This window comes from Bradyrhizobium sp. BEA-2-5 (assembly GCF_032918025.1).
Taxonomy (GTDB): domain Bacteria; phylum Pseudomonadota; class Alphaproteobacteria; order Rhizobiales; family Xanthobacteraceae; genus Bradyrhizobium; species Bradyrhizobium pachyrhizi.
Map to the genome: position 1 here is coordinate 49589 of NZ_CP136629.1, position 12967 is coordinate 62555.

General features: G+C 65.1%; 10 protein-coding genes. 9 read left to right on the plus strand and 1 reads right to left on the minus strand.

All coding sequences use genetic code 11. The features are described from left to right. Positions 1-161: 161 nt before the first annotated feature. Positions 162-1232, minus strand: a complete 1071-nt coding sequence (locus tag RX327_RS00225; RefSeq protein WP_317249097.1) for a DUF2336 domain-containing protein — start codon at positions 1230-1232, stop codon at positions 162-164. Positions 1233-1580: 348 nt separating this feature from the next. Between RX327_RS00225 and rimP the strand changes: the two genes are divergently transcribed. The 9 genes from rimP to RX327_RS00270 all read left to right on the plus strand — a co-directional run bounded on the left by rimP (position 1581) and on the right by RX327_RS00270 (position 12863). After that, positions 1581-2357 carry a ribosome maturation factor RimP gene (gene rimP, locus RX327_RS00230; RefSeq protein ID WP_317249098.1) on the plus strand — a complete coding sequence of 259 codons (777 nt, stop codon included), beginning with the start codon at positions 1581-1583 and terminating at the stop codon, positions 2355-2357. A 2-nt stretch (positions 2358-2359) separates the two neighbouring features. Further along, complete coding sequence (gene nusA, locus RX327_RS00235) at positions 2360-3976, plus strand: transcription termination factor NusA (RefSeq protein WP_317249099.1); 1617 nt, start codon at positions 2360-2362, stop codon at positions 3974-3976. Between the two features lie 15 nt (positions 3977-3991). Next, on the plus strand, positions 3992-4678 hold the full coding sequence (locus RX327_RS00240) for an RNA-binding protein (protein WP_317249100.1): 687 nt from the start codon (positions 3992-3994) through the stop codon (positions 4676-4678). A 107-nt stretch (positions 4679-4785) separates the two neighbouring features. After that, a complete protein-coding gene (gene infB, locus RX327_RS00245; RefSeq protein ID WP_317249101.1) occupies positions 4786-7482 on the plus strand; it encodes a translation initiation factor IF-2 in 2697 nt (898 codons plus the stop codon). A gap of 173 nt (positions 7483-7655) precedes the next feature. Continuing rightward, a complete protein-coding gene (gene rbfA, locus RX327_RS00250) occupies positions 7656-8066 on the plus strand; it encodes a 30S ribosome-binding factor RbfA (protein ID WP_317249102.1) in 411 nt (136 codons plus the stop codon). After that, a complete protein-coding gene (gene truB / locus RX327_RS00255; protein WP_317249103.1) occupies positions 8066-9172 on the plus strand; it encodes a tRNA pseudouridine(55) synthase TruB in 1107 nt (368 codons plus the stop codon). The genes rbfA and truB overlap by 1 nt, the downstream gene beginning before the upstream one ends. Positions 9173-9174: 2 nt before the next feature. After that, entirely contained in the window at positions 9175-9444 is a 270-nt protein-coding gene (gene rpsO, locus RX327_RS00260; protein ID WP_008540131.1) for a 30S ribosomal protein S15, read from the plus strand. Between the two features lie 315 nt (positions 9445-9759). After that, the gene (gene pnp / locus RX327_RS00265; RefSeq protein WP_317249104.1) at positions 9760-11922 is read left to right on the plus strand and encodes a polyribonucleotide nucleotidyltransferase; all 2163 of its coding nucleotides are present in this window, start codon (positions 9760-9762) and stop codon (positions 11920-11922) included. Between the two features lie 206 nt (positions 11923-12128). Beyond that, positions 12129-12863, plus strand: a complete 735-nt coding sequence (locus tag RX327_RS00270; protein WP_050383432.1) for a superoxide dismutase — start codon at positions 12129-12131, stop codon at positions 12861-12863. Positions 12864-12967: the final 104 nt, after the last annotated feature.

Genomic DNA, 12967 nt, shown 5'->3' on the forward strand with positions numbered 1-12967 from the left:
AGCGGGCCGACGCAATTTTTGGGAAGTATTATGACGCAGCTGATTCAGCTCGTCATTGCGAGCGAAGCGAAGCATCCATGGTTCGGCGTGGGGAGATATGGATAGCTTCGTCGCTTCGCTCCTCGCAATGACGGACAGAGAGTCCGCCACGACCGCATGAACTAGCGCGACTTCCAGAACTCCACGACGCGCTGCGCCGTTGACGGCATCAGGCGCACGAAATTCACCCGCGCACCTTCGATATCGGCAGGAGACGGCACGCGGTTCGGCCCGAGCCGCATCAGGATCAGGGCGCGCACGGTCGGCCATTCGAAGCCGATCGTCTTGCTGGCGATCAGGATCGGATCATAGCGATCGCCGGAGATCAGGCGATCGAGCGTGACGATCTTCACGCCGGCCATCGCGGCGAGCGCCGCCATGCATTCCTCATATTTGAAGGCCTTTGCGAAGCCGGCCACCGCGGCCTCGTTCAATTCGCCGGCGCGATGCAGCGCCAGGATGGCGCGCTGCGCGGCTGTGAAATCGCGGCCCTCGACCTGAACGATCACGCCCTCGATCTCCTTCATCGCCAGCTTGATCTCGGCCTGGCGTTCCGGCTTGGCGACGGCATGCAGACGGCGGCGGATCACGTCGATCGAGCCGGCGAGCAGGCCCTTCAGATGCTCGGGCGGAAGATCATCGCGGCGGCCGATCCGCAGCGTCAGCACGCCGTCCTGGCCGGCTCGTTGTACCAAGGTCGTGAAGGAGGCGTCCGAGAACGCCGCGCCCGCATTGCCGGCCGCGCATCGGATGACGTCGCGATCGCCGCGTCGGACGAGGACGTCGGTCAGCGCAGTCGAGAGCGTCGATCGCTCGGCCATCGCGAGCAGATGGCCCTGGCCCTTGGCATTGGCGATCTCGACCAGCACCCTTTCGTCAATCACCGGCGATCGGCGCAGCAGCGGCCCCGCGATCGCGACCTCGTCCTCGCGGGCGAGTTGCCCGACCAGATGCCGCGGCGCGTTGGCGAGCAGCGCGAGCCGTTCGGCGAGATCGACCCGCGCAGCAAGCTCGGCATGCGGGACCAGGCTGGTCAGCACCCCGTCGAACAGGTCGATATGGTCGGGACGGAAGCTCGCGGCGCCCTGAAGAAACAGCTCGCCGAGCCGCCGCGCGGCCTCGGCGCGGCGCTTGGGGTCGCCGCGGCGAACGATGTCGTCGAGTTCCGGGATCAGCGCAGGGGCTGTCGTCATGAGCCTTGTCCGACCGGCGACTTCTGCCGATTTTCGGCAATCTATGGTCCCGTTCGTAAACGGAGGGTTAGATCAATCCGGCATCCTGGGAGCCCTAAAATCGCCTCCCGCCGGACCCGGGGGCCTTGCCGGACCCAGGCAAAAGAGCTATATCCAACGCAACTTATGGTATCTCATACGATCCGCGTAGTGAGAGTGGGCCCGCAAGGACCCGCTCTTTTTTATTACCTGACGGGACCCAACGAGGCCGGGTCCAGCTTGGGTAGCGTTAGCGGCCCCTTAAGGCCACCTGAACAACACAACAGACCTCCGCAGCCTTTAGACCTTAGACAGCCTTTAACACTGGATATGACCGAACCGACCGCCACGTCCGTGGACACCGAACTGCTCGCCGAGCCGCGTCTCGTCGTTGAGCCCGGGGTCGCGGCGCGTGTCGCCGCGGTCGCGGTCCCCGTGCTCCAGGGCATGGGCTATCGCCTGGTGCGGATCCGCATCTCCGGGGAAGCCGGCTGCACCGTTCAGATCATGGCCGAGCGACCGGACGGCTCGATGCAGATCGAGGATTGCGAGGCGATCTCGCGGGCATTGTCGCCCGTGCTCGACGTCGCCGATCCCATCGATCGCGCCTACCGGCTGGAGATCTCCTCGCCGGGGATCGACCGCCCGCTGGTGCGCCGCTCCGATTTCGAGCGCTATTCCGGGCATCTGGTGAAGATCGAGATGGCGGTCGCGCACGAGGGGCGCAAGCGCTTCCGCGGCACGCTCGCCGGCGTCGAGGGCGATGCGGTGCGCATCAGGCGCGACGATCCGCGTCCCGACGAGGACGTCGAGGTTCTCCTGGTGATGGAGGACATCTCGGACGCGCGGCTGGTGCTGACCGACGAATTGATCGAGGAATCGATGCGGCGCGGCAAGGCCGCCGAGCGCGAGCTGCGCCGCGAGCTCGGCCTCGCGCCGCCGCAGCCGGCCCACGCCAAGAAGAGCGATCCGGCGAAGAGCCAGAAGCCGAAACCCAAGCCTGCTCACAAGCCCGGCAAGAAGCCGGCTCCGACCAACACCAAAAAGCACCGCCTGGCGGCCGAGCGCGCGCGCCGTGGCGAGATCGATCCATCCGAAGGAGACTAGCCATGGCAGTCAGCGCCAACCGACTTGAATTGCTTCAGATCGCGGACGCCGTTGCACGCGAGAAATCGATCGACCGCGGCATCGTCATCGCCGCGATGGAGGACGCCATCGCCAAGGCGGCGCGGGCCCGTTACGGCAGCGAAACTGACGTTCATGCCGAGATCGACCCGAAAAAGGGCGAGCTGCGGCTGTCGCGCCACATGCTGGTGGTCGACAAGGTCGAAAATCATTCCAACCAGATCTCGCTGGTGGACGCGCAGCGCGCCAATCCCGGTGCCCAGGTCGGCGACACCATCGCCGACACCCTGCCGCCGCTGGAATATGGCCGCATCGCCGCGCAATCGGCCAAGCAGGTGATCGTGCAGAAGGTGCGCGAGGCCGAGCGCGACCGGCAATACCAGGAATTCAAGGACCGTATCGGCGACATCGTCAACGGCGTCGTCAAGCGCGTCGAATATGGCAGCGTGATCGTCGATCTCGGCCGTGGCGAAGCTATCATCCGCCGCGACGAGATGCTGCCGCGCGAGGTGTTCCGCAACGGCGACCGCGTCCGCGCCTACATCTTCGACGTCCGCCGCGAGACGAGAGGTCCGCAGATCTTCCTCTCCCGCACTCATCCGCAGTTCATGGCGAAACTGTTCGCGCAGGAAGTGCCTGAGATCTACGACGGCATCGTCGAGATCAAGGCGGTTGCCCGCGATCCCGGCTCGCGCGCGAAAATCGGCGTGATTTCCCGTGATTCCTCGGTCGATCCGGTCGGCGCCTGCGTCGGCATGCGCGGCTCGCGCGTGCAGGCCGTGGTGAACGAACTGCAGGGCGAGAAGATCGACATCATCCCCTGGTCGCCCGACATCGCGACCTTCGTGGTCAACGCGCTGGCGCCGGCCGAAGTCTCCAAGGTCGTCATCGACGAGGACCGCGAGCGCATCGAGGTCGTGGTGCCCGACACCAACAACCAGCTCTCGCTGGCGATCGGCCGCCGCGGCCAGAACGTGCGTCTGGCCTCGCAGCTCACCGGCTGGGACATCGACATCCTGACCGAGCAGGAGGAATCGGAGCGCCGCCAGGCCGACTTCGAGAACTCCACTCGCGTCTTCATGGAATCGCTCAATGTCGACGAAGTGGTCGGCCAGCTGCTGGCGTCCGAAGGCTTCACCTCGGTCGAGGAACTCGCGATGGTGGACGTCAAGGAACTCGCCGGCATCGAAGGCTTTGACGAGGAGACCGCGCAAGAGCTCCAGAACCGTGCCCGCGAATATCTGGAGCAGCAGGAAGCCGAGCTCGAGGCCAGGCGCAAGGAGCTCGGTGTCGAGGACGCGCTCAAGGACGTGCCCGGCGTGACCTCGAAGATGATGGTGAAGTTCGGCGAGAACGACATCAAGACGGTCGACGACCTCGCCGGCTGCGCCACCGACGATCTGGTCGGCTGGACCGAGCGCAAGGAAGGCAGCGAGCCGACCAAGCACGCCGGTGCGCTCGATGGCATCGACATTTCCCGTGACGATGCCGAAGCGATCATCATGCAGGCCCGCGTCAAGGCCGGCTGGATCACCGAAGCCGATATCGCCAAGCCTGCCGAAGAGGCCGAGGCCGCCGAAGCAGAAACGACGGCCTCGTAAGGAGATGCCCCACGGATGCTGGCTCAGGCTGACCCCGATCTCGATCATGGGCCGCGGACCGAAAGGTCCGCAACCATGCGCATGTGCGCGGTCAGTCGCGAGGTCCGGCCGATCGACGAGCTGATCCGCTTCGTCGTATCGCCGCAAGGCGAGGTGGTTCCCGATCTCAAGCGCAAGCTACCCGGACGCGGATTATGGGTTTCCGCATCGCGGCGCAGCGTTGCGGAAGCGGTCCGCCGTCACCAATTTAGCAAGGGATTCAAGCGCGACGTCCGCGTCGCGCCGACCCTCCCCACCGACACCGACACCCTCCTGGTGCGCAGCGTCACCGAGGCCCTGGCGATGGCCGCCAAGGCCGGTCAGGTCGTTTCGGGCTTCGGCAAGGTCGAGGACGCACTCAACCGGAACGAAACTGCAGCCCTGATCCACGCTTCCGACGGCGCGGCGGACGGAATCCGCAAATTGGACGCGATCGTGAGGCAAAGGGGCGAAAAACGTGGTGAATCGCCGGTAATCCCCGTCGTCAATGTTTTGACGTCGGTAGAATTGGATTTGGCACTCACCCGGTCAAATGTGATACATGCTGCGCTGCTCGCGGGCCCGGCGAGCAGGTCATTCCTGTCACGTAGCCAGATGCTGGTCCGATACCGGATGGCGGACGATGACAAGACTGCCGAAGCGGCCAGAAATTCCAGAGCGTGATCCGGGAAGGCGGACGCCGTCTTTCCGACCGGTCATGCTCAGCAAGCGACGACACGTTGAAGGATTTGTGCGGCAAACGCACAGCGAAACGAGATTAGGACTGCTGAATGGTTGATACCAAGACCCCTGGCGACAAGAAGCTGAGCGTTCCGAGCAAGACGCTATCGCTCAAGCCGCGCGTCGAAACGGGGACCGTGCGCCAGAGCTTTAGCCATGGCCGCAGCAAGCAGGTCGTGGTCGAGAAGCGCGGCAAGCGCCGCATTGGCGATGGCCCCGGCGAGGCGCATGCGCCGGAACCCGTGGTTGCAAAGCCGGCGGCGCCGGCCGCCAGGCCGCCGCTCGGCCGCCCGTCAGGCCCGCCTCCCGGCCAGCAGCAGCGTAACACCCGCTCCGGCGTGGTGCTGCGTACCCTGACCGAGGACGAGCGTTCGGCCCGCGCCAGCGCGCTGGCCGATGCCAAGCTGCGCGAAGTCGAAGAACGCCGCCAGGCCGAGGAAGAGGCCCAGCGCCGCGCCGTCCGCGAGGCCGCGGAACGCGCCGAGCGCGATGCCGCCGAAGCCCGCCGCAAGGCCGAGGACGAGCGCCATCGCCACGAGGACGAAGCCAAGCGGAAGGCCGAAGTCGAGGCCAAGCGCCGCTTTGGCGAAGGCGAGGCCAAGCCCGGTGCGGCGCCTGTCGCTGCTCCCGCCAAGCCTGCCGGAGCCGCACCTGCGTCTGCTCCGGCCGCCCGTGCGCCCGCAGCACGCCCAACAACCACGACAACCGCGCGCACACCGGCCTCTGCGCCGAGACCGGCGGCGGTTGCGGCCGGGCCCGACGAAGATGAAGGTCCGCGCCTGGTGCGCCGCCCCGGCGGCGCCGTGCGCCCCGCCGCGGCCCCGAAGACCACCCACAAGCCCGGCCCGCAGAAGGAGCGCGGCCGCCTCACCGTGGTCACCGCGCTCAACGCCGACGAGGTGCGCGAGCGCTCGATCGCCTCGTTCCGCCGCCGCACCCAGCGCCTGAAGGGCCACGCCTCGAACGAGCCGAAGGAAAAGCTCATCCGCGAGGTGGTCATTCCGGAAGCGATCACCATCCAGGAGCTCGCCAACCGCATGGCCGAGCGCGCGGTCGACGTCATCCGCATGCTGATGAAGCAGGGCGCGATGCACAAGATCACCGACGTGATCGACGCCGACACCGCGCAGCTGATCGCCGAAGAACTGGGCCACACCGTCAAACGCGTTGCCGCGTCGGACGTCGAGGAAGGCCTGTTCGACACCGTCGACGATTCCACCGATACCGAAACGCGCTCGCCCGTCGTGACCGTGATGGGTCACGTCGATCACGGCAAGACTTCGCTGCTCGACGCACTCCGCCACGCCAACGTCGTCTCCGGCGAGGCCGGCGGCATCACCCAGCACATCGGCGCCTATCAGGTGGTGTCGCCCGAAAGCGGCAAGAAGATCACCTTCATTGATACGCCCGGCCACGCCGCGTTCACCGCGATGCGCGCCCGCGGCGCCAAGGTCACCGACATCGTCGTGCTGGTGGTCGCGGCCGATGACGGCGTGATGCCGCAGACGGTCGAGGCCATCAACCACGCCAAGGCGGCGCGGGTGCCGATCATCGTTGCCATCAACAAGATCGACAAGCCCGACGCCAAGCCCGAGCGCGTGCGCACCGAGCTGCTTCAGCACGAGGTGCAGGTGGAATCCTTCGGCGGCGAGGTCGTCGACGTCGAGGTGTCCGCCAAGAACAAGACCAATCTCGACAAGCTGCTCGAAATGATCGCGCTCCAGGCCGAAATCCTCGACCTGAAGACCAATTCGCAGCGTCCGGCCGAGGGCACCGTGATCGAGGCCAAGCTCGATCGCGGCCGTGGTCCGGTCGCGACCGTGCTGGTGCAGCGCGGCACGCTCCGCGTCGGCGACATCATCGTCGCCGGTGCCGAAATGGGCCGTGTCCGCGCCTTGATCTCGGATCAGGGCGAGACGGTGCAGGAGGCCGGTCCCTCGGTACCGGTCGAAGTGCTCGGCTTCAACGGTCCGCCCGAGGCCGGCGATCGTCTCGCGGTGGTCGAGAACGAAGCCCGCGCCCGTCAGGTCACCAGCTACCGTGCGCACCAGAAGCGCGAGAACGCGGCAGCTTCGATCTCCGGCATGCGCGGCTCGCTCGAGCAGATGATGTCGCAATTGAAGACGGCGGGCCGCAAGGAATTCCCGCTGATCGTCAAGGCCGACGTGCAGGGCTCGCTGGAAGCCATCCTCGGCTCGCTGGAGAAGCTCGGCACCGACGAGGTCGCAGCCCGCATCCTGCATGCCGGCGTCGGCGGCATCTCGGAATCCGACGTGACGCTCGCGGAAGGCTTCAACGCCGCGATCATCGGCTTCTCGGTCCGAGCCAACAAGGAAGCCGCTGCGGCCGCCAAGCGCAACGGCATCGAGATCCGCTACTACAACATCATCTACGACCTCGTGGACGACGTGAAGAAGGCGATGAGCGGTCTGCTCGCGCCGACCTTGCGCGAAACCATGCTGGGCAATGCCGAGATCCTGGAGATCTTCAACATCTCCAAGGTCGGCAAGGTCGCCGGCTGCCGCGTCACCGACGGCACCGTGGAACGCGGCGCCAATGTGCGCCTGATCCGCGACAACGTCGTGGTGCACGAAGGCAAGCTGTCGACGCTGAAGCGCTTCAAGGACGAAGTGAAGGAAGTCCAGTCGGGCCAGGAATGCGGCATGGCCTTCGAGAGCTATCACGACATGCGTGCCGGTGACGTGATCGAGTGCTATCGCGTGGAGACGATCCAGCGCTCCCTGTAAGTCCAAATCTTACGAAGCGCAGATCTTACTAAGCGTTGGGTCCATTTGACTGAAAATGCGACGGCGTGGCCGGACTTTAGTCCGGCCACCAGCGCATTGTCTGATTGAAGCAAAGCTAGGACATTGATGCCCGCGGCCAAGGCCTGCGGGCGCGACGGTTTTGGAAGAAGGTCATGCCCCGTCAAAAGAAGAGTTCCAGCCCCGGCGGCTCACAACGTCAGCTGCGCGTCGGTGAAACGGTTCGCCATGCAGTTGCCGAGATTTTGTCGCAGGGTGAGGTCCACGATGCGGATCTCGAAGGTCACATCATCACCGTGCCGGAGGTGCGGATGTCGCCCGACCTGAAGCTCGCGACGGTCTACGTGATGCCGCTCGGTGGCCGCGACACCGAGATCGTGATCGCGGCGCTCGAGCGCAACAAGAAATTCCTGCGCGGCGAGGTCGCGCGGCGCGTTAACCTGAAATTTGCACCTGACATTCGCTTCCGCGTCGACGAGCGATTCGACGAAGCGGAACGGATCGAGAAGCTTTTGCGAACACCTGCGGTGCAGCGAGACCTTGCACCCGATTCGGACGACGAGTGATGACTGTGATGACGACCAACAGCGCTGTGGACGCGAAGGATGCCGACGCCCGCGACGCTGAGCGGGATGCTTTTGCCGGGCAGCGCGCCGACGAAGCGCGCCGCACCAACAACAACCCGCGCCAGAAGCAGGGCAGGCAGAACCAGCAGCCGCGCCGGGACCGCCGCGACGTCCATGGCTGGGTCGTGCTCGACAAGCCGATCGGCATGACCTCGACGCAGGCGGTTGCGGTGCTCAAGCGCATGTTCAACGCCAAGCGCGCCGGCCACGCCGGTACGCTCGATCCGCTCGCCTCTGGCGGGCTGCCGATCGCACTCGGCGAGGCCACCAAGACCGTTCCCTTCGTGATGGACGGCCGCAAGCGCTACCAGTTCACGGTCTGCTGGGGCGAGGAGCGCGACACCGACGACATCGAGGGTCGGCCGGTCAGGACCAGCGAGAGCCGGCCGACCGCCGATTCGATCCGGGAACTGTTGCCCCGCTTCACCGGGGTGATCGAGCAGATCCCGCCGCGCTACTCCGCGATCAAGATCCAGGGCGAGCGCGCCTATGACCTCGCCCGCGACGGCGAGGTCGTGGAACTGGCCCCCCGGCCGGTCGAGATTCACGAATTAACCCTTGTGGAACATGGCGATAACGGCCAGTCCGTATTCGAGGCCGAGTGCGGCAAGGGCACCTATGTCCGCGCCTTGGCCCGCGATATGGGCCGGATTCTCGGCACTTACGGCCATATCTGCGCCCTCAGGCGGACCCTGGTCGGCCCATTCGGCGAAAACGACATGATTCCGCTGGATCAGTTGGAGGCTTTGTGCGATAGAGCCGCGTCCGGCGAGGGCAGCCTCGCCGACGCGCTTTTGCCCGTTGAGACCGCGCTGGACGACATCCCGGCACTGGCCGTCACTCGGGCTGATGCGGCAAGGCTCCATAGGGGCCAGGCCGTTTTGTTGCGCGGACGGGATGCGCCCACTTGTAGCGGCACAGTCTATGTCACGGTGGCAGGCCGGCTTCTCGCGCTTGCTGAAGTCGGCAATGGCGAAATCATCCCCAAGCGTGTGTTCAACCTGACCGGCCTGACTGCCAGCTCCGGTCGCAACGAGAGAAATTGACGATGTCGATTGCCGCAGAACGCAAAGCGGAAGTCATCAAGACGAATGCCACCAAGGCCGGCGACACCGGCTCGCCCGAGGTTCAGGTCGCGATCCTGTCGGAACGCATCAACAACCTCACCAACCATTTCAAGACCCACGTGAAGGACAACCATTCGCGTCGCGGCCTCTTGAAGCTGGTCTCGACCCGCCGCTCGCTCCTCGACTATCTCAAGAAGAAGGACGAGGCGCGGTACAAGGCGCTGCTCGAGAAGCACAATATTCGTCGTTAATTTGAGAAGCACGCGCGCGAGGGTTCGCGCGCGTTTTCGCATGGTCGTCCGTGAACTCGGGCTTTCGAATTGTCGAAAGATGATCATGCGCAGCATGGCAGTCGCGCCATGCACACTAGCGTCCAGTAGCAATCCGGCCGCTGGACCGGGCAAGATGCCCAGATGACCCGAAAGGATGGACGCCATCCGAAATCCAAAAACCATGGCAGGATCGCAGGACGCTGATCGCAACAGCGCATCAGTGTCTCGCCGTCTTGGCATGGTCTTTGTGTTTCAGAGCGCCGTGCTTTCGAGAACCCATGAAAGAAGACCACTATGTTCAATAAGCATTCAGTCGAGATCGACTGGGGCGGACGCCCACTCAAGCTCGAAACCGGCAAGATCGCCCGCCAGGCCGACGGCGCCGTCGTCGCCACCTATGGCGAGACCGTGGTGCTCGCCACCGTCGTCGCGGCGAAGGCGCCGCGCGAGGGCGTCGACTTCCTGCCGCTGACCGTCGACTATCAGGAGAAGACCTACGCGGCCGGCCGCATTCCCGGCGGCTATTTCAAGCGCGAGGGCCGTCCGACCGAGAAGGAGACGCTGGTCTCCCGCCTGATCGACCGTCCGATCCGCCCGCTGTTCGTCGACGGCTGGCGCAATGAGACCCAGGTGATCGTCACCGTGCTGTCGCACGACATGGAGAACGACCCGGATATCGTCGCGCTGGTCGCGTCGTCGGCTGCGCTGACCCTGTCAGGCGCCCCGTTCAAGGGCCCGATCGGCGCAGCGCGCGTCGGCTTCGCCAATGACGAGTTCATCCTCAACCCGACGCTCGACGAGATGGTCGACACCCAGCTCGACCTCGTCGTCGCCGGCACCGCCGACGCCGTGCTGATGGTGGAATCGGAAGCCAAGGAGCTGAACGAAGACATCATGCTCGGCGCCGTGATGTTCGGTCACCGCCACTTCCAGCCGGTGATCAACGCGATCATCGAGCTCGCCGAGAAGGCCGCCAAGGAGCCGCGCGAAGTCACCGTGATCGACAACGCCGCGCTCGAGAAGGAGATGCTCGGCCTCGTCGAGCAGGAGCTGCGCGCCGCCTACGCGATTCCCGTCAAGCAGGATCGCTACGCCGCGGTCGGCAAGGTCAAGGAAAAGGTGATCGCCCATTACTTCCCCGAAGGGCAGGAGCCGAAATACGACAAGCTCCGCGTCGCCGGCGTGTTCAAGGAATTGGAAGCCAAGATCGTTCGCTGGAACATCCTGGACACCGGCAAGCGCATCGACGGCCGCGACAGCAAGACGGTCCGCAACATCATCGCCGAAGTTGGCGTGCTGCCCCGCGCCCACGGTTCGGCGCTGTTCACCCGCGGCGAGACCCAGGCGATGGTCGTGACCACGCTCGGCACCGGCGAGGACGAGCAGTACATCGACGCGCTGTCCGGAACGTACAAGGAAACGTTCCTGCTGCACTACAACTTCCCGCCCTATTCGGTCGGCGAGACCGGCCGCCTCGGCGGCACCAAGCGCCGCGAGATCGGCCACGGCAAGCTGGCCTGGCGCGCGATCCATCCGGTGCTACCGCCGCACCACGAGTTCCCCTACACGGTGCGCGTGGTCTCGGAGATCACCGAATCCAACGGCTCCTCGTCGATGGCGTCGGTCTGCGGCGCCTCGCTGGCGCTGATGGATGCGGGCGTGCCGTTGAAGCGGCCGACCGCGGGCATCGCGATGGGCCTGATCCTCGAAGACAAGCGCTTCGCGGTTCTCTCCGACATCCTCGGTGACGAGGACCATCTCGGCGACATGGACTTCAAGGTCGCCGGTACCGAGCAGGGCATCACCTCGCTCCAGATGGACATCAAGATCGAGGGCATCACCGAAGAGATCATGCGCGTCGCCCTTGGCCAGGCCAAGGACGGCCGTATCCACATCCTCGGCGAGATGGCCAAGGCGCTGACCAACGCCCGCGCCGAGCTCGGCGAATATGCGCCGCGCATCGAGACCTTCAAGATCCCGACCGACAAGATCCGCGAAGTGATCGGCACCGGCGGCAAGGTGATCCGCGAGATCGTCGAGAAGACCGGCGCCAAGGTCAACATCGAGGACGACGGCACCGTGAAGGTCGCCTCCAGCGACGGCGAAGCCATGAAGGCCGCGATCAAGTGGATCAAGTCGATCGCGTCCGAGCCCGAAGTCGGCCAGATCTATGACGGCACCGTCGTCAAGGTGATGGAGTTCGGCGCCTTCGTGAACTTCTTCGGCTCCAAGGACGGCCTCGTCCACATCAGCCAGCTCGCTTCCAGCCGCGTGCAGAAGACCTCCGACGTCGTCAAGGAAGGCGACAAGGTCAAGGTCAAGCTGCTCGGCTTCGACGATCGCGGCAAGACCCGCCTGTCGATGAAGGTGGTCGACCAGACCACCGGCGAGGACCTCGAGGCCAAGGAGAAGGCCGAAGCGCCGGCTGCGGCGCCGCGCGAAGCTGCCGGCGAGTAAGCCACGGCAAATCGATTGTTACCAAATCGACTGTTACGAAAAGGGCGGCCCTGTGGCCGCCCTTTTTGGTTCGCCGAGATCGGACGCAAATCAATCTCCGCTGATCGGCATGCGCGGTTTTGACCCGGCATTGTGACCGGATTCGCTGGAACCCGTTCACAACTCGGGCCTAACATCAGGAAGCTTTCCCAGCACGGAGAACCACGATGTCCTCGATGTCCCGACGCCATTTGATCATCGCAGCAGGCGGCATCGCCGCGGCCGCCGCCGCATCGCGCGCAGCGTTCGCGCAAGCCACGGCGCAGGCTCCAGCCGGACCGTTCAAGATTGATCCGCTGACCTATCCCACCAATGCGCTGGAGCCGCATATCGATGCCAAGACGATGGAGATCCATCACGACCGGCATCACCAGGCCTATGTCACCAACCTCAACAATTTCGCCAAGGACAATCCGCAGATCGCCGAGAAGCCGGTCGTCGAGGTGCTCGCCAATCTCGGCGGCGTACCGGAGGCGATCCGCACCGGCGTGCGCAACAACATGGGCGGCCATGCCAACCACACGATGTTCTGGCAGATCATGGGACCGAACGGCGGCAAGGCGGACGGCGAGGTGCTCGCCGCGATCGATCGCGACCTCGGCGGCATGGAAAAATTCCAGACCGATTTCAACGCCGCCGGCGGGCGCGTGTTCGGCTCCGGCTGGGTGTTCGTCACTGTAACCAAGGACGGCAAGCTCGCGATCGAGACCCGGCCGAACCAGGACAATCCGATCATGGACGGCAAGCGCGCGTTGCTCGGCAATGACGTCTGGGAGCACGCTTATTACCTGACCTACCAGAACCGCCGGCCGGATTATCTCAAAGCATGGTGGAATACGGTGAACTGGAAGGCCGTGGCCGAGCGCTATGCGGCAGCAAAGGCCGGCACGCTCGGCGTGTGAGCCGCCGGCCTCGCCGGTCGCAAACAACTGCGCTAGAGTTGAAAGCCCCGCGAGGCGATCGCGGGCTTTCACCTTTATGCATCCACAGCGTCACGCCGCCGGCG

Bases quoted from the DNA above. Each gene is read 5' to 3' on its own strand.
- RX327_RS00225 (WP_317249097.1), bottom strand. From the start codon at position 1,232: ATGACGACAGCCCCTGCGCTGATCCCGGAACTCGACGACATCGTTCGC.
- rimP (WP_317249098.1), top strand. From the start codon at position 1,581: ATGACCGAACCGACCGCCACGTCCGTGGACACCGAACTGCTCGCCGAG.
- nusA (WP_317249099.1), top strand. From the start codon at position 2,360: ATGGCAGTCAGCGCCAACCGACTTGAATTGCTTCAGATCGCGGACGCC.
- RX327_RS00240 (WP_317249100.1), top strand. From the start codon at position 3,992: ATGCTGGCTCAGGCTGACCCCGATCTCGATCATGGGCCGCGGACCGAA.
- infB (WP_317249101.1), top strand. From the start codon at position 4,786: ATGGTTGATACCAAGACCCCTGGCGACAAGAAGCTGAGCGTTCCGAGC.
- rbfA (WP_317249102.1), top strand. From the start codon at position 7,656: ATGCCCCGTCAAAAGAAGAGTTCCAGCCCCGGCGGCTCACAACGTCAG.
- truB (WP_317249103.1), top strand. From the start codon at position 8,066: ATGACTGTGATGACGACCAACAGCGCTGTGGACGCGAAGGATGCCGAC.
- rpsO (WP_008540131.1), top strand. From the start codon at position 9,175: ATGTCGATTGCCGCAGAACGCAAAGCGGAAGTCATCAAGACGAATGCC.
- pnp (WP_317249104.1), top strand. From the start codon at position 9,760: ATGTTCAATAAGCATTCAGTCGAGATCGACTGGGGCGGACGCCCACTC.
- RX327_RS00270 (WP_050383432.1), top strand. From the start codon at position 12,129: ATGTCCTCGATGTCCCGACGCCATTTGATCATCGCAGCAGGCGGCATC.